14 protein-coding genes and 3 rRNA genes are annotated in these 24936 nt (G+C 68.7%); 12 read left to right on the forward strand and 5 right to left on the reverse strand.

Annotated elements, in window-relative coordinates; translation table 11 throughout:
* Positions 1-162: 162 nt before the first annotated feature.
* The 3 genes from OG505_RS00005 (at position 163) to rrf (ending at position 5373) form a co-directional block, all read left to right on the forward strand.
* Positions 163-1677: ribosomal RNA gene (locus OG505_RS00005) — 16S ribosomal RNA — on the forward strand.
* 385 nt (positions 1678-2062) lie between these two features.
* Positions 2063-5170, forward strand: a 23S ribosomal RNA gene (locus OG505_RS00010).
* Between the two features lie 86 nt (positions 5171-5256).
* A 5S ribosomal RNA gene (gene rrf / locus OG505_RS00015) occupies positions 5257-5373 on the forward strand.
* Together the 16S, 23S and 5S rRNA genes form the textbook arrangement of a ribosomal RNA operon.
* Before the next feature lie 94 nt (positions 5374-5467).
* Here the strand turns inward: rrf and OG505_RS00020 are convergent.
* Entirely contained in the window at positions 5468-6154 is a 687-nt protein-coding gene (locus OG505_RS00020) for a hypothetical protein (protein WP_405430081.1), read from the reverse strand.
* 69 nt (positions 6155-6223) lie between these two features.
* Between OG505_RS00020 and OG505_RS00025 the strand changes: the two genes are divergently transcribed.
* Genes OG505_RS00025 through OG505_RS00035 form a run of 3 tightly spaced genes read left to right on the forward strand, consistent with a single transcriptional unit; the run spans position 6224 to position 10658 of the window.
* Positions 6224-8842, forward strand: coding sequence for a valine--tRNA ligase (locus OG505_RS00025; RefSeq protein ID WP_405430083.1), 2619 nt, complete (start codon positions 6224-6226; stop codon positions 8840-8842).
* Positions 8839-10173 carry a bifunctional folylpolyglutamate synthase/dihydrofolate synthase gene (locus tag OG505_RS00030; RefSeq protein ID WP_405430084.1) on the forward strand — a complete coding sequence of 445 codons (1335 nt, stop codon included), beginning with the start codon at positions 8839-8841 and terminating at the stop codon, positions 10171-10173. The genes OG505_RS00025 and OG505_RS00030 overlap by 4 nt, the downstream gene beginning before the upstream one ends.
* Complete coding sequence (locus OG505_RS00035; protein WP_405430086.1) at positions 10170-10658, forward strand: DUF4233 domain-containing protein; 489 nt, start codon at positions 10170-10172, stop codon at positions 10656-10658. The genes OG505_RS00030 and OG505_RS00035 overlap by 4 nt, the downstream gene beginning before the upstream one ends.
* 42 nt (positions 10659-10700) lie before the next feature.
* Here OG505_RS00035 and OG505_RS00040 read toward each other — a convergent pair whose 3' ends face one another.
* Positions 10701-12230: a VOC family protein gene (locus OG505_RS00040; protein WP_405430088.1), complete on the reverse strand. Its 1530-nt coding sequence runs from the start codon at positions 12228-12230 to the stop codon at positions 10701-10703.
* A 142-nt stretch (positions 12231-12372) separates the two neighbouring features.
* On the opposite strand from OG505_RS00040, the gene ndk reads away from it, so the two are divergent.
* Positions 12373-12798 (forward strand): nucleoside-diphosphate kinase, encoded by a 426-nt coding sequence (gene ndk / locus OG505_RS00045; RefSeq protein ID WP_234586815.1) that lies wholly within the window; start codon positions 12373-12375, stop codon positions 12796-12798.
* Positions 12799-12815: 17 nt separating this feature from the next.
* Here ndk and sigJ read toward each other — a convergent pair whose 3' ends face one another.
* Together sigJ and OG505_RS00055 are read right to left on the reverse strand one after the other, a co-directional pair.
* Positions 12816-13691 carry an RNA polymerase sigma factor SigJ gene (gene sigJ, locus OG505_RS00050; protein ID WP_405430090.1) on the reverse strand — a complete coding sequence of 292 codons (876 nt, stop codon included), beginning with the start codon at positions 13689-13691 and terminating at the stop codon, positions 12816-12818.
* Positions 13688-14131 carry a carboxymuconolactone decarboxylase family protein gene (locus tag OG505_RS00055; RefSeq protein ID WP_405430092.1) on the reverse strand — a complete coding sequence of 148 codons (444 nt, stop codon included), beginning with the start codon at positions 14129-14131 and terminating at the stop codon, positions 13688-13690. Before OG505_RS00055 ends, sigJ begins: the two co-directional genes overlap by 4 nt.
* Before the next feature lie 210 nt (positions 14132-14341).
* On the opposite strand from OG505_RS00055, the gene OG505_RS00060 reads away from it, so the two are divergent.
* From OG505_RS00060 to OG505_RS00070, 3 genes are all read left to right on the forward strand, one after another.
* Positions 14342-15892, forward strand: a complete 1551-nt coding sequence (locus tag OG505_RS00060; RefSeq protein ID WP_405430093.1) for an alkaline phosphatase D family protein — start codon at positions 14342-14344, stop codon at positions 15890-15892.
* A 384-nt stretch (positions 15893-16276) separates the two neighbouring features.
* Positions 16277-19423: an isoleucine--tRNA ligase gene (gene ileS / locus OG505_RS00065; protein ID WP_405430094.1), complete on the forward strand. Its 3147-nt coding sequence runs from the start codon at positions 16277-16279 to the stop codon at positions 19421-19423.
* Positions 19424-19520: 97 nt separating this feature from the next.
* Entirely contained in the window at positions 19521-20210 is a 690-nt protein-coding gene (locus tag OG505_RS00070; RefSeq protein ID WP_405430096.1) for a lysophospholipid acyltransferase family protein, read from the forward strand.
* Positions 20211-20517: 307 nt separating this feature from the next.
* Here OG505_RS00070 and OG505_RS00075 read toward each other — a convergent pair whose 3' ends face one another.
* On the reverse strand, positions 20518-21891 hold the full coding sequence (locus OG505_RS00075; protein WP_405430097.1) for a hypothetical protein: 1374 nt from the start codon (positions 21889-21891) through the stop codon (positions 20518-20520).
* A gap of 155 nt (positions 21892-22046) precedes the next feature.
* On the opposite strand from OG505_RS00075, the gene OG505_RS00080 reads away from it, so the two are divergent.
* A complete protein-coding gene (locus OG505_RS00080; protein ID WP_405430098.1) occupies positions 22047-24023 on the forward strand; it encodes a TIGR03960 family B12-binding radical SAM protein in 1977 nt (658 codons plus the stop codon).
* Between the two features lie 180 nt (positions 24024-24203).
* Positions 24204-24923, forward strand: coding sequence for a TIGR03936 family radical SAM-associated protein (locus tag OG505_RS00085; protein ID WP_405434308.1), 720 nt, complete (start codon positions 24204-24206; stop codon positions 24921-24923).
* The last annotated feature ends 13 nt before the right edge of the window (positions 24924-24936 follow it).

The following is a 24936-nucleotide window of genomic DNA, read 5'->3' on the forward strand; positions in this document are numbered from 1 at the left end:
TCTGGTCGGTGTGTGGTTGTTCTTTGAGAACTCAACAGGGTGCTTGTAAAGCCAGTGCCAATTATGATTTATACCCCGGACTGGTCGGGCCTTCGGGTTTGGCTGGTTGGGATTCCTTTGGCAACATTTGTTTGTTGTCGGGATAGCTGTTCAACTCATTTTTTGTTGGAGAGTTTGATCCTGGCTCAGGACGAACGCTGGCGGCGTGCTTAACACATGCAAGTCGAGCGGAAAGGCCCTTCGGGGTACTCGAGCGGCGAACGGGTGAGTAACACGTGAGCAACCTGCCCCAAGCTTTGGGATAACCCCGGGAAACCGGGGCTAATACCGAATATTACCTGTGGTCGCATGACTGTGGGTGGAAAGTTTTTCGGCTTGGGATGGGCTCGCGGCCTATCAGCTTGTTGGTGGGGTGATGGCCTACCAAGGCGACGACGGGTAGCCGGCCTGAGAGGGCGACCGGCCACACTGGGACTGAGACACGGCCCAGACTCCTACGGGAGGCAGCAGTGGGGAATATTGCACAATGGGCGGAAGCCTGATGCAGCGACGCCGCGTGAGGGATGACGGCCTTCGGGTTGTAAACCTCTTTCAGCAGGGACGAAGCGAGAGTGACGGTACCTGCAGAAGAAGCGCCGGCCAACTACGTGCCAGCAGCCGCGGTAAGACGTAGGGCGCGAGCGTTGTCCGGATTTATTGGGCGTAAAGAGCTCGTAGGCGGCTTGTCGCGTCGACCGTGAAAACTTGGGGCTCAACCCCAAGCCTGCGGTCGATACGGGCAGGCTAGAGTTCGGTAGGGGAGACTGGAATTCCTGGTGTAGCGGTGAAATGCGCAGATATCAGGAGGAACACCGGTGGCGAAGGCGGGTCTCTGGGCCGAAACTGACGCTGAGGAGCGAAAGCGTGGGGAGCGAACAGGATTAGATACCCTGGTAGTCCACGCTGTAAACGTTGGGCGCTAGGTGTGGGGGGCCTCTCCGGTTCCCTGTGCCGCAGCTAACGCATTAAGCGCCCCGCCTGGGGAGTACGGCCGCAAGGCTAAAACTCAAAGGAATTGACGGGGGCCCGCACAAGCGGCGGAGCATGCGGATTAATTCGATGCAACGCGAAGAACCTTACCTGGGTTTGACATGGCCGCAAAACCTCCAGAGATGGGGGGTCCTTCGGGGGCGGTCACAGGTGGTGCATGGCTGTCGTCAGCTCGTGTCGTGAGATGTTGGGTTAAGTCCCGCAACGAGCGCAACCCTCGTTCGATGTTGCCAGCGCGTTATGGCGGGGACTCATCGAAGACTGCCGGGGTCAACTCGGAGGAAGGTGGGGATGACGTCAAGTCATCATGCCCCTTATGTCCAGGGCTTCACGCATGCTACAATGGCCGGTACAATGGGCTGCGATACCGTGAGGTGGAGCGAATCCCAAAAAGCCGGTCTCAGTTCGGATCGGGGTCTGCAACTCGACCCCGTGAAGTCGGAGTCGCTAGTAATCGCAGATCAGCAACGCTGCGGTGAATACGTTCCCGGGCCTTGTACACACCGCCCGTCACGTCACGAAAGTCGGCAACACCCGAAGCCGGTGGCCCAACCCTTGTGGAGGGAGCCGTCGAAGGTGGGGCTGGCGATTGGGACGAAGTCGTAACAAGGTAGCCGTACCGGAAGGTGCGGCTGGATCACCTCCTTTCTAAGGAGCACCTTCCGACGAAAGTCGGTAAGGAGCCCGCGCTGCCCGAATGTGGTGGTGGGGTGCTCGAATGGCGGAGACACTGGCAAGTTTTCCCTCGGCAACGGCCGGGTTCCTTCTAGTACAGCTGCCCTCGTGGTGGTGGGAACGAAGTCCCTGGTGCGGCTGAGGAAGAATGTGAGCACCCTGTTGGGTCCTGAAGGAACAACCCGAGTGGTTGTTGTTTCAGAGACTTGGCCAGCCTCCCTTGTGGGGGCTGGGAGTCTGCCAGGCATGGCCTGGCCTCACATACCGCTGGACCGAGGGTCTGGGTTTGGTGTGGGGCGGATCGGGTTGTGGGTTGGTCGTTTGTTGAGAATTGCACAGTGGACGCGAGCATCTTTGTGGTCAAGTTGTCAAGGGCGAACGGTGAATGCCTTGGCACCAGGAGCCGATGAAGGACGTGGGAGGCCGCGATAGGCCTGGGGGAGCTGTCAACCAAGCTGTGATCCCAGGGTGTCCGAATGGGGAAACCTGGCACCAGTCATGTGGTGTCACCCACACCTGAACACATAGGGTGTGTGGAGGGAACGCGGGGAAGTGAAACATCTCAGTACCCGTAGGAAGAGAAAACAAATAGTGATTCCGTGAGTAGTGGCGAGCGAAAGCGGATTGAGGCTAAACCGGTTGCGTGTGATACCTGTCAGGGGTTGCGTGGTCGGGGTTGTGGGACCCTGCTGAACAAGCTGACACTTGTTCGAGGAGTTACAAAGTCAGTGGCTAGTCGAACAGTCTGGAATGGCTGACCGTAGACGGTGAGAGTCCGGTAGGTGAAAGTTGCTGACCTTCTGTGGGTGTTCCCGAGTAGCGGCGGACCCCTGAAATCTGCCGTGAATCTGCCAGGACCACCTGGTAAGCCTAAATACTTCCTGGTGACCGATAGCGGACGAGTACCGTGAGGGAATGGTGAAAAGTACCCCGGGAGGGGAGTGAAATAGTACCTGAAACCGTTCGCCTACAATCCGTCGGAGCCTTGCGGGGTGACGGCGTGCCTTTTGAAGAATGAGCCTGCGAGTTAGTGGCATGTGGCGAGGTTAACCCGTGTGGGGGAGCCGTAGCGAAAGCGAGTCTGAATAGGGCGATTCAGTCGCGTGTCCTAGACCCGAAGCGGAGTGATCTAGCCATGGGCAGGCTGAAGCGCGGGTAAGACCGCGTGGAGGGCCGAACCCACCAACGTTGAAAAGTTGGGGGATGACCTGTGGTTAGGGGTGAAAGGCCAATCAAACTCCGTGATAGCTGGTTCTCCCCGAAATGCATTTAGGTGCAGCGTCGCGTGTTTCTTGCCGGAGGTAGAGCACTGGATGGTCTAGGGGGCCCACAAGCTTACCGAAATCAGCCAAACTCCGAATGCCGGTAAGTGAGAGCGCGGCAGTGAGACTGCGGGGGATAAGCTTCGTAGTCGAGAGGGAAACAGCCCAGATCACCAGCTAAGGCCCCTAAGCGTGTGCTAAGTGGAAAAGGATGTGGGGTCGCATAGACAACCAGGAGGTTGGCTTAGAAGCAGCCACCCTTTAAAGAGTGCGTAATAGCTCACTGGTCAAGTGGTTCCGCGCCGACAATGTAGCGGGGCTCAAGCACACCGCCGAAGCTGTGGCATTCACATTTTAACCTCGCGTGCCCTTGATGGTGCGTGCAGGTGTGTGGATGGGTAGGGGAGCGTCGTGCCGCGAGTGAAGCAGCGGGGTGACCCAGTTGTGGACGCGGCACGAGTGAGAATGCAGGCATGAGTAGCGAAAGAAGGGTGAGAAACCCTTCCGCCGGATGACCAAGGGTTCCAGGGCCAGGCTAATCCGCCCTGGGTGAGTCGGGACCTAAGGCGAGGCCGAGAGGCGTAGTCGATGGACAACGGGTTGATATTCCCGTACCCGCGAAAGAGCGTCCCTGATGAACCTCGTTGTGCTAACCACCCGAACTGCCTGATGTCTTCGGACGGATGGTGGGGAGCGTGGGAACCTGATGGGTAGTAGTCAAGCGATGGGGTGACGCAGGAAGGTAGCTGAGCCCGGCCGGTGGTTGTGCCGGGGTAAGCGTGTAGGCCGTGTCGTAGGCAAATCCGCGACACATTGAGGCTGAGACGTGATGCCGAGCCGATTCAGGTGAAGTCAGTGATCCTATGCTGCCGAGAAAAGCCTCTAGCGAGTTCTTAGCGGCCCGTACCCCAAACCGACACAGGTGGTCAGGTAGAGAATACCGAGGCGATCGGGCGAACTGTGGTTAAGGAACTCGGCAAATTGCCCCCGTAACTTAGGGAGAAGGGGGGCCGGAGACGTGAAGCCCCGCGCGGGTGGAGCGTTGTATGGCCGCAGAGAGCAGGGGGAAGCGACTGTTTACTAAAAACACAGGTCCATGCGAAGAAGTAATTCGATGTATATGGACTGACGCCTGCCCGGTGCTGGAACGTTAAGGGGACCTGTTAGCTCTTCGGGGCGAAGCGGAGAACTTAAGCGCCAGTAAACGGCGGTGGTAACTATAACCATCCTAAGGTAGCGAAATTCCTTGTCGGGTAAGTTCCGACCTGCACGAATGGCGTAACGACTTCCCCACTGTCTCAACCACAGGCCCGGCGAAATTGCAGTACGAGTAAAGATGCTCGTTACGCGCGGCAGGACGGAAAGACCCCGGGACCTTTACTATAGCTTGACATTGGTACTCGAATTAGCTTGTGTAGGATAGGTGGGAGCCGGTGAAGTCCATACGCCAGTATGGGTGGAGGCAATCTTGAAATACCACTCTGGTTGATTTGGGTATCTAACTTCGGACCGTTATCCGGTTCAGGGACAGTGTCTGGTGGGTAGTTTAACTGGGGCGGTTGCCTCCTAAAGGGTAACGGAGGCGCCCAAAGGTTCCCTCAGCCTGGTTGGCAATCAGGTGTTGAGTGCAAGTACACAAGGGAGCTTGACTGTGAGACTGACAGGTCGAGCAGGGACGAAAGTCGGGACTAGTGATCCGGCACTTGCGAGTGGAAGCGGTGTCGCTCAACGGATAAAAGGTACCCCGGGGATAACAGGCTGATCTTCCCCAAGAGTCCATATCGACGGGATGGTTTGGCACCTCGATGTCGGCTCGTCGCATCCTGGGGCTGTAGCAGGTCCCAAGGGTTGGGCTGTTCGCCCATTAAAGCGGTACGCGAGCTGGGTTTAGAACGTCGTGAGACAGTTCGGTCCCTATCCGCCGTGCGCGTAGGATACTTGAGAAGGGCTGTCCCTAGTACGAGAGGACCGGGACGGACGAACCTCTGGTGTGCCAGTTGTCCCGCCAGGGGCACGGCTGGTTAGCTACGTTCGGAAGGGATAACCGCTGAAAGCATCTAAGCGGGAAGCCTGCTTCAAGATGAGGTATCCCACCCACTTTGTGGGGTAAGGCCCCCAGCTAGACGACTGGGTTGATAGGCCGGAAATGTAAGCCCGGTAACGGGTTCAGTTGACCGGTACTAATAGGCCGAGGACTTGACTACTAAGCTGCTACGCGTCCACTGTGCAACTCTGAACAAGCGAACACCCGTGACGTGTGTGCCGGGGTTGTTTGATATGTTCATAGAGTTACGGCGGTCATGGCGGAGGGGAAACGCCCGGTTACATTCCGAACCCGGAAGCTAAGCCCTCCAGCGCCGATGGTACTGCACTCGCGAGGGTGTGGGAGAGTAGGACACCGCCGGACAATCTTCCAGAAAAGGCCACCCCTAACGGGGTGGCCTTTTCTGCGTTTCCTGATTCGGTGCCGCTGACATCGGGGCGCCGGGGACGGGCGTGGATCAGTCGCGGGTCTGCATGTCCCCGCGAAGGTCGCGCAACAGCGCACCGGCGTCGGTCACCGACCTACCGGGGAACATCGCCATCACGACGCTGCCGTGGTCCGCCCAGCCACACACCGCGAAGTCGCCGCCGTCGCCACTGGTGCTGCCGCATTTCATGACGCCGCCCAGGTCGCCTGCGGGGACCTCGCGCAGGCCGGTCACCGCGCCGGTTTCGTCGGACATCAGGCCGAAGAGGCTGTCCAGATCGCGCTCGGGCTGCCAGAGCAGCGTGGTGCCGCCGAAGATCAGCACCGAGCGCTTGTCGTCGGCGGGGTCGCGGTAGACGGTGCCGAAACTGCGGTCCAGTTCGATGTCGGCGGCCAGACCGCTGCGCAGATAGTCCGCCGTGCTCTTGGCCCGCTCGCTGTCGTCCCGGGTCAGCCCCGCCACCTGGTCGGGTGAATTCAGCCGGGTGTCCTTCTGCTGTGCCACGCGCCACCCGCCGACCGCCAGCACGCTCGCGCCCGCGAGACCCACGGCCAGCGCGACCGCCCAACCGATCTTGCGGCGCCGGGACCAGCCGCTGGATCGCTCGTCGGGGTCGCCCCCGGTGTCCCGGGTGCTCAGCTGGATCGGCTCCTCGGTCAGTAGGACCGGCTCGTGACCGTCGTCGAGCGAACGTTCGGTGAGATGTGCGTCGGACATAGCCGACACCGTACGCGAACGAGAGGTGGCGCACGTCAGGTCCGCGGAAGCCCTCCGTAGACTTGTCAGGTGACCGAGAGACTGGATGCCCGACGCCCCGACGCCCCGACCCTTGCCGGCCAGTACCAGCCCGGCGAGGTAGAGCAGCGACGGTACGAGCAGTGGGTAGCCGCTGGGCACTTCCGGGCCTCCGCCGACAGCGACAAGCCCCCGTTCACCATCGTCATCCCGCCGCCGAACGTCACCGGCTCGCTGCACATGGGCCATGCGTTGGACCACACCGTCCAGGACGCGCTGGTGCGGCGCAAGCGGATGCAGGGTTTCGAGGCGCTCTGGCTGCCGGGCATGGACCACGCCGGCATCGCCACCCAGAACGTCGTCGAGCGGCAGCTCGCCGCCCAGGGGCTGTCCCGGCACGACCTGGGGCGGGAGAAGTTCGTCGAGCGGGTCTGGCAGTGGAAGGCCGAGTCCGGCGGGTCCATCCTCGGCCAGATGCGCCGCCTCGGCGACTCCGTCGACTGGGACCGTGAGCGCTTCACCATGGACGAGGGCCTGTCCCGGGCCGTCCAGACGATCTTCAAGAAGTTGTACGACGACGGCCTCATCTACCGGGCCAACCGGATCATCAACTGGTGCCCGCGTTGTCTGACGGCGCTCTCCGACATCGAGGTCGAGCACAGCGACGACGACGGTGAGCTGATCTCCATCCGGTACAGCGACGAGGTCGTGGTGGCCACCACCCGGGCCGAGACGATGCTGGGCGACACCGCGGTGGCGGTGCACCCGGACGACGAGCGGTACCAGCACCTGATCGGCACCGAGGTCGAGCTGCCGCTCACCGGCCGCCGGATCCCGATCGTGGCCGACGCGCACGTCGACCCGTCGTTCGGCACCGGCATGGTCAAGGTGACGCCCGCGCACGACCCGAACGACTTCGAGATCGGCCAGCGCCACAACCTGCCCGCGCTGACCGTCATGGACGAGCGTGGTGTCATCACCGTGCCCGGGCCGTTCGAGGGGTTGGACCGGTTCGAGGCGCGTCCCGCGATCGTGGCCGCGCTGCGGGAGCAGGGCCTCATCGTGGCCGAGAAGCGGCCGTACGTGCACGCCGTCGGGCACTGCTCCCGCTGCAAGACGACCGTCGAGCCGCGGCTGTCGTTGCAGTGGTTCGTCAACACCGCCCCGCTCGCGCAGGCCGCCGGCGACGCGGTGCGCGACGGCCGGGTGCGCATCGAGCCGGCCGAGCTGGCCAAGCGCTACTTCGCCTGGGTCGACAACATGCACGACTGGTGCATCTCCCGCCAGCTGTGGTGGGGGCACCGCATCCCGGTCTGGTACGGCCCGGCGGGTGAGATCGTCTGCGTCGGCCCCGACGAGGAGGCGCCGACCGGCGAGGGGTGGCACCAGGACGAGGACGTCCTGGACACCTGGTTCTCCAGCGGCCTGTGGCCGTTCTCCACCCTCGGTTGGCCCGAGCAGACGCCGGAGCTGGCGAAGTTCTACCCGACAAGCGTGCTGGTCACCGGGTACGACATCCTGTTCTTCTGGGTCGCCCGGATGATGATGTTCGGCCTCTACGCGATGGACGGCCGGCCGCCGTTCGACGTGGTCGCCCTGCACGGCATGGTGCGTGACCAGTTTGGTAAGAAGATGTCGAAGTCGTTCGGCAACGTGGTCGACCCGCTGGACTGGATCGAGCGGTACGGCGCCGACGCCACCCGGTTCACCCTGGCCCGGGGTGGTAACCCCGGTCAGGACGTGCCGGTCAGCGAGGAGTGGTGCCAGGGTTCGCGCAACTTCTGCAACAAGCTCTGGAACGCCACCCGGTTCGCGCTGATGAACGGCGCGCACACGACGGGCGACCTGCCGCCCGTCGAGCAGCTCTCCACCGTCGACAGGTGGATCCTGTCCCGGCTGGCACACGTCACCGCCGAGGTGGACGAGCAGTTCGAGGCGTACGAGTTCGCCAAGGTGTGCGATCTGCTCTACCACTTCGCGTGGGACGACGTCTGTGACTGGTACGTCGAGCTGAGCAAGCCGGTGCTCGCCGAGGGCGGCGAGCGGGCCGACGCCACCCGCCGGGTGCTCGGGCACGTGCTCGACCAGCTGCTGCGGCTGCTGCACCCGGTCATCCCGTTCGTCACCGAGGAGCTGTGGCTCGCGTTGACCGGCGGCGAGACGGTGCAGTACGCCGCCTGGCCGGTGGCCGACCGGTCGCTGGTCGACGACGCCGCCGAGGCCGAGCTGGCCGGCGTGCAGCGGGTGGTCACCGAGATCCGCCGGTTCCGCTCGGACCAGGGGCTGCGCCCGACGCAGCGGGTGGCCGCCCGCCTGGACGGGCTGGCCGGGGCCGGGATCGCGGCCCACGAGCCGCTGATCAGGTCGCTGGTCCGGCTGGACGCGGCCGGCGACGACTTCCAGGCCAGCGCGACGCTGGCCATGCCCGGCGCGGTGGGTGTCGCGTTGGACACCCGGGGGTCGATCGACCTGGCCGCCGAGCGGGCCCGGCTGACCAAGGACCGCGCGGCCGCCGAGAAGGAGGTCGCGCAGGCTCGGGCGAAGCTCGACAACCCTGCCTTCATCGGCAAGGCCCCCGAGCCGGTCGTCGCGAAGATCCGCGACCGGCTCGCCACCGCCGAGGCCGACCTGGTCCGGATCGACGCTGCTCTGGAGACACTGCCCTCGTGACCGACCGTACCGATTTCGCCGCCGTCGAGGCCGAGCTGGACGCCCGCGGCTTCACCCGCATGGTCTTCGAGCTGGACCGCATCGAGTCGCTGCTCGACCTGCTCGGCAGCCCGCAGCGGGCGTACCCGGCGATCCACCTGACCGGCACCAACGGCAAGACCTCCACCGCGCGGATGATCGACTCGCTGCTGCGGGCGTTCGGGCTGCACACCGGCCGGTACACGAGCCCGCACCTGGAGACCGTGCGGGAGCGGATCAGCCTGGACGGCGAGCCGGTCAGCGAGGAGCGGTTCGCCGCCGTGTACCGGGAGATCAAGCCGCTGGCGGAGCTGGTCGACGCCCGGTCGGACGAGCCGCTGACGTACTTCGACATGACCACCGCGCTGGCGTTCGCCACGTTCGCCGACGCGCCGGTCGACATCGCCGTGGTCGAGGTGGGGCTCGGCGGCGCCGAGGACGCCACGAACGTCATCCAGGCCGGGGTGTGCGTGATCACCCCGATCGGCCTGGACCACACCGAGTGGCTCGGCGACACCCTCCAGGACATCGCGTTGGCCAAGGCCGGCATCATCCACCCGGGCGGCACGGTGATCGCCGCGGCGCAGGAGGAGGAGGCCGCGCGTCCCCTCCTCGAACGCTGCGCCGAGGTGGGCGCCACCATCGCTCGCGAGGGTGGCGAGTTCGGGGTCCTGAGCCGTGCGGTCGCCGTCGGCGGGCAGGTGCTCAAACTGCAGGGCCTCGGCGGTGTCTACGACGACGTGTTCCTCCCGCTGCACGGCGCGCACCAGGCGCAGAACGCCGCGGTGGCGCTCGCCGCGGTGGAGGCGTTCCTCGGTGCCGGGGCCCGACGGCAGCTGGACATCGAGGCGGTCCGGGAGGGCTTTGCCACGGCCAGCTCCCCGGGACGGCTGGAGCGGGTCCGCAGTGCCCCGACCGTCCTGCTCGACGGCGCGCACAACCCGCACGGCATGGCCGCGACCGTCACCGCCCTGCAGGAGGAGTTCGCGTTCAGCAAGCTGGTGGCGCTGGTCGGCGTGCTCGCCGACAAGGACGCGAGCAGCCTGTTGGAGCTGCTGGAGCCGGTGGCCGACGTCGTGGTGGTGACCCGCAACAGTTCGCCACGGGCGATGTCGACGAAGGAACTCGCCGCGCTGGCCGTCGAGATCTTCGGCGAGGACCGCGTCGAGGTGGCCGAGGAGTTGCCGGACGCCATCGAGCTGGCGGTCGCGCTGGCCGAGGAGGACGTCCCCGGAGAGCTCAGCGGCGTCGGGGTGCTGGTGACCGGTTCGGTGGTCACGGTGGCCGACGCCCGTCGGCTGTTGAAGCGATGACCGGCCCCGAGCGCGGCCCACGGGCCGCCGACGACCCGACCGGCCAGTCGGGCGGCGAGGCGGGCTCGTCGGGCGGCGAGGTGGGCTCGTCCACCGATCAGGGCGCGGCCGGATCGTCGGTGGGGGAGCCGGAGGCCGGGCAGCCGCGCCGGTCCGGGCTGCGCAACCCGGAGCGGGCGGTACGCGGCCTGGGCGCTGGGACGCTCAGCCTGGAGGCGCTGGTGCTGCTGCTGGCCATTCAGCCGATCCGGGTGGTCGGTGGCGACCTCGGCGGGGCCGCGATCGCGGCGGTGGTGGCCCTGGCGGTTGCCGCCGTCCTGCTCGCCGGCATGATGCGCCGCCCCTGGGCCTGGCACGCCGGCACCGTGCTGCAGGGCCTGCTGCTGCTGGCCGGTCTGCTGCACTGGTCGCTGCTCGTGCTGGGCATCATCTTCGCCCTGGTCTGGGCGTACGCGTTGCACGTCCGCCGGGTCATCCTCGGCTGACGCGCCGCCCCGGCTGGCGATGCCCCGGGGGGACCGACCGGGTCAGGCGTCGGCGCGTTCGCGCCACTGGGTGAGGGCGATGCCGTGGCCGTCCGGGTCCCGGAAGGCCGCCGCCCACACCTCCAGCCTGCTGCCCCGGTTGACCACCCGGGGCGCGTACGTGAAGCGGACCCCGGAGTCGCGCAGCCGGCCGTACGCCGCCTCGATGTCGGCCACCTCGAGGTTGACGTGCACCAGCCGACGGCTGATCGGCGCGGCCCCGGTCACCTCGCGCAGCACCAGCCGGGTCGTGCCGAAGGCGAGCACAGCATTGCCGGCGCCCTGGTCGACCTCGCTGAAACCGAGCATGTCGCGGTAGAAGCCGAGCGACCGGGACAGGTCGGTGACCAGCAGGGTCAGGCCGACACCGCTGATCGGGCCGACCGGATCAGCCGCGGACGCGCCGTCGTACCCGAAGATCGCCTCGTCCAGGTCCTCGGCGGTGACTGTCTCGCGGGTCGTCCCGGTCGGGGTGGGATCGTCCAGCGGCAGGTCCAGCGGATCCCTGGCGACCGGGCCGGTGCGCTGCGCCGGAGGTGGACCGACGCGCGGGGCGGCGGGCGGGTCGAGGCGGCTGTCGGCGGTCGCGCGCCGGTCGGCGGTCGTCGGGTCGACGCGGTCGTCGGGTTCATCGACGCGGTCGTCGATCGGGGCGAGCGGGTCCGCGTCGGGCTGGTCGAAATGCTCCTCCGCCGGTGGGCGCGGTGCGGGGGTGGCCCGTCGGGGCAGCCCCGCGCCGGGTTGCGGCTCGACGACGACGCCTTCGAGCACCACCGGGCCGCCCGGACTCTGGCTCATCACCAGCGGTTCGCGCACGTCCGGCGCGAGCGCCGGGTCGTCGCGCAGCGGGTCGGGGCCGCGCGGGTCGCGGAACACCTCGGGGCCGCGGGGGTCACGGAACGGGTCGCCGTCGCGGGGGTCACGGAACGGGTCGCCGTCGCGGGCACGCGGGTCGAGGAACCCCTCGCCGTCGCGTGCGTCCCGGAATTCGTCGTCCGTGGCGCGGTCGGCCCACGGCGGGGCGTCCTGTTGGAGGAGCACGTCGTCCACGGCGTCGATGTCGCCGAACTCCGGGGGGAGGTCGGCGACGGCCGCAGCGGTCTCGGCGTGGGTGGGCACCTCGTCCCAGAGAACCTTGACATGCCGCTGGTCGTCCAACGCGACCCGGATCGGCAGGGTCTGACCCAGCGACGGCCACTTCGAGACCGGCACCCGCGGCTCGATGATCTTCTTGGATCGGGGCGGCAGACCGGGCGCGTCGATGACCAGTTGCAGCTCGCACCGGCCGAACGCGTACTGGGTGGGTGGTTCGGAGGCGCTGTGCACGTGCGCCACGCCGACCACCCAGGTGCGCCCGCCGCCGCGTACGGTCGCCAGCGCGATCGCCAGCACCAGCAGGGCGACCCCGAGGGCCACGATGGCCCAACTGGTCATGCCCAGCCCGAAGAGGACGACGAAGGTGGCCACGGTGCCGAGCACCGTGCCGATGAGCTTGCGTACCGGCGCGATGGGCCGGTTCCCGCCATTCGCCACAGTGGACCTCCCGGGGGTCAGGGCCAGGCTAGGCCGGATCGGCCACCGGGGGAAAGACCGGCCGCCGCGCCGGCGCCGGGACCGGGTCGCTAGGCTGACCGTACCGAGCCCAAGCGTTCCGCGCGTACAGGAGGAACCCAGCGTGTCCAGCAACAGCCCGGATGAGCGCAGCCTCGTGCTGATCAAGCCCGACGCGGTCCGCCGCGGTCTGGTCGGCGAGGTTCTCTCCCGCTTCGAGCGCAAGGGGCTGCGGATCGACGCGATGGTGCACCGGACGATGGACGCCGCGCTCGCCGACGCGCACTACGCCGAGCACGTCGACAAGGCGTTCTACCCGCCGCTGAAGGACTTCATGACCGGCGGTCCGCTGGTCGCCCTGGTGCTCTCCGGCGACCAGGTCATCGACGTGGTCCGTGGGCTGGTCGGCGCGACCGACGGCCGCAAGGCCGCCGCCGGCACGATCCGGGGTGACCTGTCGCTGTCCAACCGGGAGAACCTGGTACACGCCTCCGACTCGACGGACAGCGCCAAGCGCGAGATCGGGCTCTGGTTCCCCGAGCTGAGCTGAGCTGACGACGCCGGGGTTCAGTCCACCGGCGGCAGCTTCTCCGGGTTGCCCACCACGTAGATCCCGGTGATCCGACCGGCGGCGGCGGTGACGGTCATCGTGTACCGGCCGCCGTCGGAGCGGGTCAGCAGGATGGCGGGTTCGCCGTTCAACTCGACCCGACGCGCCGTCCACTGGCGGCGTGGGCCGTAGATCCCGGCGTAGAACCGGGTCACCCGGTCCGCGCCCCGCAGCGGGTTGCGGGCGGAACGCACCCGGCCGCCGCCGTCGTTCCACGCCGTGACGTCCGCGGCCACCAGACTGGTGAGCGTCGCCAGGTCCCCGTTTCGGGCGGCGGCGAGGAACGCGTCCAGCAGCCGCTCACGCTCCGACCGGCTGGCGGTGAAGCGGCGGCGCTCCTGGCGTACCCGGGTGGCCGCCCGGTGGTGCAGCTGCCGACAGTCCTCGGGGGTCCGGTCCAGGATCTCCGCGATCTCGGCGTACGGCAGGTCGAACGCGGTGTGCAGGACGTACACCGCGCGCTCCGGCGGGGTGAGCCGCTCCAGCACGTGCAGCAGCGCGGTGGAGAGCGAGTCGCGTAGCTCCACCCGGTCCAGCGGCCCGAAGGGCGAGGGCTCGGTCGGCACCGGCTCGGGCAGCCACGGCCCGACGTACGTCTCGCGGGTCGCCTGCCGGGCCCGTAGCCGGTCCATCGCCAGCCGGGTGACCACCCGGGACAGGTAACGGCGCGGCTCGGCCACGGTGGCGCGGTCCACGCCCAGCCAACGCAGGTACGCCTCCTGGAGCACGTCCTCCGCGTCGTGCCGGCTGCCGAGCAGGCGGTAGGCGAGCCCGAGCAGCATCGGCCGGTGCGCCTGGAGCGCACCGGCCGCCTCTGCCGCCTCGGTCGTCACACCTGCGCCGGGGGCTCCGTGTGCGTCGCCACGGCGATACGATTCCACACGTTGATTGTGGCGATCGCGAGGACCAGATCGGCCAGTTCCTTCTCCGACCAGACCTTCGCGGCGGCGTCCCACACCTCGTCCGACACCCCGTGCTCGCCGAGCCGGGTCACCGCGTCGGTGAGCGCCAGCGCGGTCTGCTCCCGCTCGTCGAAGAACGACAGCGCCTCCCGCCAGGCGGCCACCGCGAACAGCCGCCGGCTCGACTCGCCGGCGGCGAGGGCGTCGCGGCTGTGCATGTCCACGCAGTACGCGCAGCCGTTCAGCATCGACGCCCGCAGCTTGACCAACTCCAACACGGTGTGGTCGACGTTCGCCTGGACGTACTTCTCCAGACCCGACACGGCCTGATATCCCTGCGGCGCGACCTCGAAGAGCCTCATTCGTTGCATGACCAACTCCCTGTTCGATCCGACACCGCTACGACGGTCCGACCGGGGCGTGCCGTGACAACCGTCGTGGTGACCCCGGTCACGCTTGGTGGCCCGGCCGGAGGCGTTCCGGCCAGACAACAGGCGTTCGGGCGCCGGTCATCCGGGCCGCCGATCGCGGTCATCTCCGCCCGGTAGACCGACGGGGTCAACCGATGACCGGGAGGAAGCATGACCGAGCTTGATCGACGTACCCTGCTGCGGGCCGGTGTGGTGGCCGGGGCCGGAGTCGCCGGCGGCGCGCTGCTGGGCGGCGCCGGCGCGAACGCCGCCCCGGCCTGGCGCCCGGCGGGACGTCCCGTGCTCACCCACGGCGTGCAGAGCGGCGACGTGACCGCCGACTCGGCGCTGGTCTGGACGCGGGCCGACCGCCCGGGCCGGATGCTGGTCGAGGTGAGCCGGCGGCCCGACTTCCGGGGCGCCCGGCAGCTGCGGGGCCCGGTGCTCGGCCCGAACGGGGACTTCACCGGCAAGGTGCGGCTGCGGGGCCTGCCGGACGCCGAGCGGCTGCACTACCGGGTCCGGGTGGAGGGCCTGGAGCGGCACGGGGTGGTCAGCGAGCCGCTGACCGGAACGCTGACCACCGCGCCGGGCCGGCACCGGCGGCGCGACGTGTCGTTCGTGTGGACCGGGGACATCGTCGGGCAGGGCTGGGGGATCGACCCCAACTACGGCGGACTGTCGATCTTCCGCGCGATGCGGGAGACCCGTCCGGACTTCTACCTGTGCAGCGGCGACACCGTGTACGCCGACGGGCCGCTGGTCGAGTCGGTGACGTTGCCCGACGGGCGGATCTGGCGCAACCTGGTGACCCCCGAGAAGAGCAAGGTCGCCGAGACGCTGACCGAGTACCGGGGACAGTTCGCCTACAACCTGCTCGACGCGCACCTGCGGGAGTTCGCCGCGGCGGTACCGCAGATCAACCAGTGGGACGACCACGAGGTCCTCAACAACTGGTACCCGGGGGAGATTCTGGACGACCCGCGCTACACCGAGCAGCGGGTCGACGTGCTCGCCGCGCGGGCGAGTCAGGCGTTCCACGAGTGGCTGCCCGTGCCGGACGACGGGCCGCTGTACCGGCGGATCCCGTACGGGCCGCTGCTGGATGTATTCGTGCTCGACATGCGCACCCACAAGGACCCCAACGACGGCAACACGTACGCCGACCCGAAGCGCGGTCTGCTCGGTCGCGAGCAGCGGGAGTGGCTGATCCGGGAGCTGAAGCGCTCCACGGCGACCTGGAAGGTGATCGCCAACGACCTGCCGATCGGGGTCGTGGTGCCGGACGGGCCGGGTGCGCAGGAGGGTGTCGCGCAGGGCGACCCCGGTGCGCCGCTCGGTCGTGAGCTGGAGTTCGCCGAGGTGCTGCGGGCCACCCACCGGGCTCAGGTGACCGGCATGGTCTTCCTCACCGCCGACGTGCACTACTCCGCCGCGCACCACTACGACCCGTCCCGGGCGGCGGTCGGCGACTTCACCCCGTTCTGGGAGTTCGTCTCCGGCCCGGCGCACGCCGGCGCGTTCGGCCCGAACGCCCTGGACGGCACGTTCGGCCCGCAGGCGGTCTTCGTGCACGCCCCGCCGCGCGCCAACACCTCGCCGGCCGAGGGCTTTCAGCACTTCGGCGAGGTGTCGATCGACGGCGGGTCGGCGGCCCTGACGGTTCACCTGCGCGACCGCGACGGCGCCTCCCTCTGGAACACCACCCTCCCCGCCCCCTGACCCCCGCCCCTCCCCGGGTTGATCATGAAGTTATTGCCACGACACGCCGTGCCGGGCGGCAATAACTTCATGATCACCGGGGTGGGGGCCTGGGGTGGGGGCGTTACTCGGGGGCGGGGGTTGGGGTGGGTCTTGTATCGTTGAGCACCGTAAGGCGATGACCCGGCCATCACCGGTGAGCCTCCGGAAGAACAGCCGGGCAACCGGCCCAGTAGAACCGGACGGGTGCGGCCCGTCACAGCCGGCAAATGAGCGGGCGGTCGATCCTGACCGCCAAGCGGGGTGGTACCGCGGGCCACCCGGGAGCGCCGTCTCAGGCGTACCCCGGAAGGTTCGTCCTCGCAGACCCACGTTGAGTGAGCTGCGCGAGGAGAGCGACCCCCGATGGCCTATCCGTTGCACGACCCGACCGCCGCCGGTGTCCCGGCGAGCCCGGACCTGCCCGCGGTCGAGCGCCGGGTGCTGGAGCACTGGACGGCCGACAAGACCTTCGAGGCGTCCGTCGAGGCCCGCCCGGCCGGCGACGACGGCAAGAACGAGTACGTCTTCTACGACGGCCCGCCGTTCGCCAACGGCCTGCCGCACTACGGCCACCTGTTCACCGGGTACGTCAAGGACGTGGTGCCCCGCTACCAGACCATGCGCGGGCGGCACGTCGAGCGGCGCTTCGGCTGGGACTGCCACGGCCTGCCCGCCGAGGTGGTGGCCGAGAAGCAGCTCGGCATCACCAGCAAGGCGGAGATCATCGACCTGGGCGTGGCCCGGTTCAACGAGGCCTGCCGCACGTCGGTGCTGGAGTTCACCCAGGACTGGGAGCGGTACATCAACCGGCAGGCCCGCTGGGTCGACTTCGCCAACGACTACAAGACCCTCGACCTGGACTACATGGAAAGCGTCATGTGGGCCTTCAAGACCCTGCACGAGAAGGGTCTGATCTACGAGGGTTTCCGGGTGCTGGCGTACTGCTGGCGTTGCGAGACGCCGCTGTCGAACACCGAGACCCGGATGGACGACGTCTACCGGGACCGGCACGACCCCACCCTGTCGGTGTGGTTCGGGCTGACCGCCGACGAGTCCGCCCCGGAGCTGCTGCGCGGGCCGGTCAAGCTGGGCGTCTGGACGACCACGCCGTGGACCCTGCCGTCGAACCTGGCGCTCGCCGTCGGGCCCGACATCGAGTACGCGGTCCTGGAGCGCGACGGGGACCGCTACGTCGTGGGTGCCGCGCGGCTGGCCGCGTACGCCAAGGAACTGGACGGCTACGAGCAGGTAGGCACGGTGTACGGCCGGGACCTGGTCGGGCGCCGCTACACACCCCTGTTCGACTTCCTCGTCGAGCAGGCCGGCGAGAACGCCTACCAGGTGCTCGGCGCGGAGTTCGTCACCACCGAGGACGGCACCGGGATCGTGCACCTCGCCCCGGCGTTCGGTGAGGACGACCAGAACGTCTGCAACGCCGCCGGCATCCCCACCATCGTCACGGTCGACGACCACACCCGGTTCACCGCGCTGGTCCCGCCGTACACCGGTGAGCAGGTCTTCGACGTCAACAAGCCGGTGATCCGGGAGCTGAAGGACCGGGGGGTGGTGCTCAAGCAGGACACCTACACCCACTCGTACCCGCACTGCTGGCGCTGCGACACCCCGCTGGTCTACAAGGCGGTGTCGTCGTGGTTCGTCGCCGTGACGAAGTTCAAGGACCGGATGGTCGAGCTGAACCAGGAGATCAACTGGACGCCCGGCCACATCAAGGACGGCTCGTTCGGCAAGTGGCTGGCGAACGCCCGCGACTGGTCGATCAGCCGGAACCGGTTCTGGGGCTCGCCGATCCCGGTGTGGAAGTCCGACGACCCGAACTACCCGCGCCTCGACGTCTACGGCTCCCTGGCCGACATCGAGCGCGACTTCGGCGTACGCCTGAGCGACCTGCACCGGCCGGCGGTGGACGACCTGGTCCGCCCCAACCCGGACGACCCGACCGGTCAGTCGATGATGCGCCGGGTGCCGGAGGTGCTGGACTGCTGGTTCGAGTCCGGGTCGATGCCGTTCGCCCAGGTGCACTACCCGTTCGAGAACGCGGACTGGTTCGAGCACCACTACCCGGGTGACTTCATCGTCGAGTACATCGGGCAGACCCGCGGCTGGTTCTACACCATGCACGTGCTGGCCACCGCGCTGTTCGACCGGCCGGCGTTCCGCAACTGCCTGAGCCACGGCATCCTGCTCGGCTCGGACGGGCGCAAGATGTCCAAGAGCCTGCGCAACTACCCGGACGTCTACCACGTGTTCGACTCGTACGGGTCGGACGCGATGCGCTGGATGCTGATGTCCTCGCCGGTGTTGCGCGGTGGGGACATGGCGGTCACCGAGACGCTGATCCGTGACGCCGTGCGGCAGGTGCTGCTGCCGCTGTGGAACGTCTGGTACTTCTTCTCGCTCTACGCCAACGCGGACGGGTACCAGGCGCGGCGGCGCACCGACTCGACGCACCTGCTCGACAGGTACATCCTGGCGAAGACCAACGAACTGGTGTCGACGGTCAGCGCGCAGATGGACGCGTACGACATCTCCGGCGCCTGTGCCACCGTGCGGTCCTACCTGGACGCGCTGACCAACTGGTACGTGCGCCGCTCGCGGGACCGCTTCTGGTCCGGCGACGCCAACGCGTTCGACACCCTGTCGACCGTGCTGGAGACGCTCTGCCGGGTGGTGGCGCCGCTGGCGCCGCTGACCGCGGAGGAGATCTGGCGCGGGCTGACCGGGGAGCGCTCGGTGCACCTGACCGACTGGCCCTCGGCGGAGGAGTTCCCGGCCGACCACGACCTGGTGGCGGCGATGGACAACGTGCGGGCGGTCGCCTCGGCGGCGCTGTCGCTGCGCAAGGCCAAGGGGCTGCGGGTGCGGCTGCCGCTGTCGAAGCTGACCGTGGCCTCGCCGGCGGCGGAGCAGCTGCGACCGTTCACCGACCTGATCACTGACGAGGTGAACGTCAAGGCCGTGGAGTTCAGCGCGGACCTGTCCGAGTACTGCCAGCAGGTGCTGACCGTGGTGCCCCGGGCGCTCGGCCCGCGCGTCGGCAAGCAGGTCCAGCAGGTGATCAAGGCGGTCAAGACCGGCGACTGGGAGCTGGTCGACGGCGCTCCGGTGGCCGCCGGCGTCACCCTGGCCGAGGGCGAGTACGAGCTGCGTCTCGTCGCGGCCGACGCCGAGCACTCCGCGCCGCTGCCCGGCGGCGAGGGCGTGGTCGTGCTGGTCACCGAGGTCACCCCGGAGTTGGCCGCCGAGGGCCTGGCCCGCGACGTGGTGCGGGTGGTGCAGCAGGCCCGCCGCGACGCCGACCTGGATGTCTCCGACCGGATCGTGGTGTCGGTGTCGGCGTCCGAGGAGGTGCGCGCGGCGGTGAGCGCGTACGTCGATTTCGTCGCTGGTGAGGTGCTGGCCGACTCGATCGACTTCGCCGAGGGCCTCGACGGTTTCGCCGGCGAGGTGGGCGAGGGTGAGCGGGTGACGGTCACCGTCCGCCGGGCGTAGCGCGCGGGTGCGGACGCCTCCCCACCTCCGTCCGGGAGGTGTGGAGGCGTCCGCTACCGTGACACCGCCTGCTCGCACCTTATCTGCCGGAGGACCAGTGCCCCTGCTCTACACCATCGGCAAGCTCACCGTGGCGCCCACGCTGCGGTTGGCGTTCCGCCCGACCGTGGAGGGTCTGGAACACGTGCCGGAGACCGGCGGCGCGATCTTCGCCGGCAACCATCTCTCGGTGGCCGACGAGCTGTTCCTCGGCACGGTGGTGCCCCGGCACCTGGCGTTCTGGGCCAAGTCGGAGTACTTCAAGGGCGCCGGCGTGAAGGGCGCGTTCTCGAAGTTCGTCCTCACCGGTCTGGGTGCGATCCCGGTCGAGCGGGCCGGTGGGCGGGCCGCGCTGTCCGCGTTCGACGCCGCCATCCCGGCGTTGCAGGGTGGTGATCTGGTGGTGGTCTACCCGGAGGGCACCCGCTCCCCGGACGGCAAGCTCTACCGGGGGCGGACCGGGGCGGCCCGGCTGGCGATCTCCGCTGGTGTGCCGATCATCCCGGTCGGCACGATCGGCACGGACAAGGCCCAGCCGATCGGCGCCCGGGTGCCCCGCCCCGGCAGCGCCAAGATCACCGTCCGGTTCGGCAAGCCGCTGGACTTCACCGGTCGCCCGGACGACCGCACCTCGCTGCGCCAGATGACCGACGAGCTGATGAGCGAGATCCAGAAGCTCACCGGCCAGGAGTACGTCCCGCGCTACGCCCCACCGCGCGCCCACCCGGACCCGACCCGCGACGCCTAACTTGGGGCGCCTGATCCGCGACGCCTGATCCGCGTCGGGCCGTGGCCTCGGTTCCTTCGCGGGCGTCTGGCCGCCGACGGCGGACCCGTCGTCGAGGCACTTACTCCTCGAAGCGGTATTCCTGTGAGTCATAAAGATGACTCACAGGAATACCGCTCTCCGGCCCGCTTCGTCCGCGCGACGTCACGGGGCGTGACGGGCAGCCGGGTGCACGGGCTTCCGCCGACCCACCCAGGGCCCGCGAACCGCCGGCCGGCCCGGCCCCGCCGTCGACGGTGCGGCGTCGCTCCATTGGCCGCTGCGCGGCTCAGCCCCGCTCGGGCTGAACGATCTGGCCGCGCAGGGTGTCCAGCAGAGTCGCGCTGTCGGAGATGGAGAGCCGGGTGAACACCCCGGTGGCGATGCTGCCGTGGTCGACCGAGGTGCACACCACGACGTCGCCGTCGGACGGCCGGCCGATCGCGCAACGCTCGTGCCGACCTCGTACGCCGGTCCGCACCGTCTCGGGCGCCTCCAGCGCGTAGCGCTCACTGAGCCGGGTGATCTCCGCGTCCGCGTCCGCCTCCGGGTTCAGCCGGAAGCCGGTGCCGCCGAAGACCGTCACCCGCTTGCCGTCCCCCGTGACGTAGACGCCGGCAAAGGTGTCCTCGGCCAGCCAGTGCTCCTGGCGCACCTCGTTCTCCAGCTGTCGGGAGGTCGCGGCGCTGCCGTCGTCCTGACGCAGGCTCAGGTCGGCGACCTGCTCGGGCAGCGCGGCGCGGGCCGGGTACTGAGACGAAATCGGCAGGCCGTAGTAGGCGGGACATCCGCAGCAGCAGGCCAGGGTGAGCAGCAGCAGCCACGGCCAGCGACGCCGGCGGCGGACCGGGACCGGCACGTACCCCTTCGGGGCCTCCCAGCCGGGTGGTGGCGTCACCGGCGGTGGCGTGGCCGACCGCCGTCCCCGCCGCTGCTTCGGCACCCGAGCGGGCCGCACCGGCGCGGCGGGTCGGGCCGTGCCGCGCTGCGCCGGCAGGGCCGGCCGGGCGGGTGGCGCCGAGTGGGCGGGTGCCGCCGGGTAGGCGGGCGACGTTGGGTGGGCGGGTGGCGGCGACACCGGGTGCATCCCGACCGGCGGTGCAGGCGGCCCGGACCACTGCCGGGTCGACGGGGGCACCGGGTAGTCCAACGTCGGGGGCAGCGGAGGCAGTTCGGCGGAGGGCAGGTCCCAGCCGCCGGTGTCCACCCCGGCCCACGGGTCGACCGGGGTGCGGTGCTCGGGTGGCTGCTCGGGCAGGGGCGGCGGCGGGGTCGGCTCGGCCGACTCACCCCAGGCACGCCTGCGCGGCAGCGGGGGAGGGACCGGCGCGGACCCACTCCACCGGGGCGCGGGAGCCACCGTGGGCGCGGCGGGGGAGTCCGCGGACGCAGCCTGCTGGGCCCCGGGCTCCTGGGCCGTCGGCTCGGGCTGGGCTGCGGGCTCCTGGGCCGTCGGCTCGGGCTGGGCTGCGGGCTCCTGGGCCGTCGGTTCCGGCTGGGCCGTGGGCTCCTGGGCCGTGGGTTCCGACTGGTCGGGGGCGGCGGGGTGATCCGGCGGTACGGGTGGGGAGGTCGACTCGTCGGCGACCGCCGAAGCGTCGTCCGGCTCCGGGCCCGGGGTGCGCCCGTCGGCCGGCCGTGCTTCCGGCTGGGGCTCCGGCATCGCGGCAATCTCCTCTCGCGCCGGTCCGAGGTTAGTACCGCGTCGCCACCACCGCCGCGCGGGCATCGAGGCGGAGCGCGTGCACAGGTGGTTGGTCGGGCGGCATCGTGGCGTGCGCGTGGTCACCGACGGGAGGGCGCGTACCCTTGGGCATCATGAGTGCCCCGTCCACGACGCCGCGCGCGGCCGCGACCAATTCCGTCTGGCCCCGGCTCGAGCCGCTGCTCCCTCAGGTCTCCAAGCCCATCCAGTACGTCGGCGGTGAGCTGGGCGCGGTGGTCAAGGACTGGGACGCGGCGACGGTGCGCTGGGCGCTCATGTACCCCGACGCGTACGAGGTGGGCCTGCCCAACCAGGGTGTGCAGATCCTCTACGAGGTGCTCAACGAGCTGCCCGACACCCTCGCCGAGCGGACGTACGCGGTCTGGCCCGACCTGGAGAACCTGATGCGCACGCACGGCGTGCCGCAGTTCACCGTCGACGCCCACCGGCCGGTGCGCGATTTCGACGTCTTCGGCATCTCCTTCTCCACCGAGCTGGGCTACACCAACATGCTCACCGCGATCGACCTGGCCGGCATCCCGCTGCTGGCCGCCGACCGCACCGACGCCGACCCGGTGATCGTGGCCGGTGGGCACGCCGCCTTCAACCCGGAGCCGATCGCCGACTTCATCGACGCCGCCGTGCTCGGCGACGGCGAGGAGGCGGTCCTGGAGATCACCGCGATCGTCCGGGAGTGGAAGGCCGAGGGCTCCCCGGGTGGCCGCGACGAGTTGCTGCTGCGGCTGGCCCGCACCGAGAGCGTGTACGTGCCGCGCTTCTACGACGTCGACTACCTCCCCGACGGGCGGATCCAGCGGGTCGTGCCGAACCGGGCGGACGTGCCGTTCCGGGTGCACAAGCGCACGACGATGGACCTGGACGCGTGGCCGTACCCGAAGAAGCCTCTCGTCCCGCTCGCCGAGACGGTGCACGAGCGGTACGCGGTGGAGATCTTCCGGGGCTGCACCCGGGGCTGCCGGTTCTGCCAGGCGGGCATGATCACCCGTCCGGTGCGCGAGCGGTCGATCACCACCGTCGGGCAGATGGTGCGCGAGGGCCTGGAGTTCTCCGGCTTCTCCGAGGTCGGTCTGCTGTCGCTCTCCTCGGCGGACCACTCGGAGATCGGCGACATGTGCTCGGGCCTGGCCCAGCAGTACGAGGGCACCAACGTGTCGCTGTCGCTGCCGTCGACCCGGGTCGACGCCTTCAACATCGACCTCGCACAGGAGTTGTCCCGCAACGGGCGGCGTACCGGTCTCACCTTCGCCCCGGAGGGCGGGTCGGAGCGGATCCGCAAGGTCATCAACAAGATGGTGTCGAAGGAAGACCTGATCCGGACGGTCGTCACCGCGTACAGCAACGGTTGGCGCCAGGTGAAGCTCTACTTCATGTGCGGCCTGCCCACCGAGACCGACGAGGACGTCCTCGAGATCGCCGACATGGCCCACGAGGTGATCAAGGCCGGTCGGGCCGCGACGGGCTCGAAGGACATCCGCTGCACGGTGTCGATCGGCGGGTTCGTGCCGAAGCCGCACACCCCGTTCCAGTGGGCCGCCATGGAGCGGCCGGAGGTCATCGACCACCGGCTCAAGATCCTCAAGCAGGCGATCAACTCGGACCGCTCGCTGGGCCGGGCCATCGGCTACCGCTACCACGACGGCGAGCCGTCGCTGATCGAGGGCCTGCTGTCCCGGGGCGACCGTCGGGTCGGCTCGGTGATCCGCAAGGTCTGGGAGAACGGCGGCCGGTTCGACGGGTGGAGCGAGCACTTCTCGTACCAGCGCTGGGTGGACGCGGCGGCCGAGACGCTGCCCGCGTTCGGGGTGGATCTCGACTGGTACACCACCCGCCAGCGCGACGAGCTGGAGGTCCTTCCCTGGGACCACCTGGACTCGGGCCTGGACAAGGACTGGCTCTGGCAGGACTGGCAGGATTCGCTGAGCGAGTTCGAGCAGGACGACTGCCGGTGGACCCCGTGCTTCGACTGCGGCGTCTGTCCCTCGATGGACACCGAGATCCAGATCGGCCCCACCGGCAAGAAGCTCCTGCCCCTGACGCCGATCAAGGGCCTGAAAACCCCCACGCCCTGACCCCCGGCCCTCCCGGCCCCGCCCGTCGCCCGCGTTGATCATGAAGTTATTGCCCGGAGAACACAGTGTGTCGCCGACGATAACTTCATGATCAACCGGTGCTGAGTTCCGAGGAGCGAGACGATCAGTAAGAGAAACCAGCCGGAGGGTGGGCAGGCGCCGGTCGTTCAGCGCGCCCGCATCCGGTACGCCAAGCGCGGGCCGCTGCGGTTCACCTCGCACCGGGACTTCGCCCGGGCGTTCGAGCGTGCGCTGCGCCGTGCCGCCGTACCGATCGCGTTTTCCCAGGGCTTCACCCCACACCCCAAGATCTCCTACGCCAGCGCCGCGCCCACCGGGGTGGCGAGCGAGGCGGAGTACCTGGAGATCGGCCTCCAGGCGCCGGTCGAACCGGAGGCGCTGCGCGCCGCGCTCGACGCCGCGCTCTCACCCGGGCTGGACGTGCTGGAGGTGGTGATCGCCGACGGTGGCAGCCTGGCGGACCGCATCGAGGCGTCGCACTGGCACATCGAGTTGCCCGAGGTCGACACGGAGACACTGCGCGCCGCCGTGGACGCCTTCACCGCCGCGGACGAGGTGCTGGTCGAGCGGATGACCAAGCAGGGGCGACGCACCTTCGACGCCCGTGCGGCGGTTATGTCGATCGATGTCCTCCCCCCGACGCAGACGCCTTCCGGGGCGCCGGCCGTACCGTGTGCGATACTCGAACTGGTCGTGCGGCAGGTCACCCCGTCCGTTCGGCCCGATGACGTCCTTTCCGGCCTCCGCGTGGTGGCCGACCTGGAGCCGCCGGTCTCGCCGAGGGTGACCCGGCTGGCTCAGGGCACGCTGACCGCGCAGGGTGCGATCGTGGATCCGTTGGATGCGGACCGCGGCGGGGCAGCCATCGTTGGGCACTGACCGACGGTCAGCG

The organism is Micromonospora sp. NBC_00617, assembly GCF_045161355.1.
GTDB lineage: Bacteria > Actinomycetota > Actinomycetes > Mycobacteriales > Micromonosporaceae > Micromonospora.

Bases quoted from the DNA above. Each gene is read 5' to 3' on its own strand.
- OG505_RS00020 (WP_405430081.1), bottom strand. From the start codon at position 6,154: ATGTCCGACGCACATCTCACCGAACGTTCGCTCGACGACGGTCACGAG.
- OG505_RS00035 (WP_405430086.1), top strand. From the start codon at position 10,170: ATGACCGGCCCCGAGCGCGGCCCACGGGCCGCCGACGACCCGACCGGC.
- OG505_RS00055 (WP_405430092.1), bottom strand. From the start codon at position 14,131: ATGCAACGAATGAGGCTCTTCGAGGTCGCGCCGCAGGGATATCAGGCC.
- OG505_RS00060 (WP_405430093.1), top strand. From the start codon at position 14,342: ATGACCGAGCTTGATCGACGTACCCTGCTGCGGGCCGGTGTGGTGGCC.
- ileS (WP_405430094.1), top strand. From the start codon at position 16,277: ATGGCCTATCCGTTGCACGACCCGACCGCCGCCGGTGTCCCGGCGAGC.
- OG505_RS00075 (WP_405430097.1), bottom strand. From the start codon at position 21,891: ATGCCGGAGCCCCAGCCGGAAGCACGGCCGGCCGACGGGCGCACCCCG.
- OG505_RS00080 (WP_405430098.1), top strand. From the start codon at position 22,047: ATGAGTGCCCCGTCCACGACGCCGCGCGCGGCCGCGACCAATTCCGTC.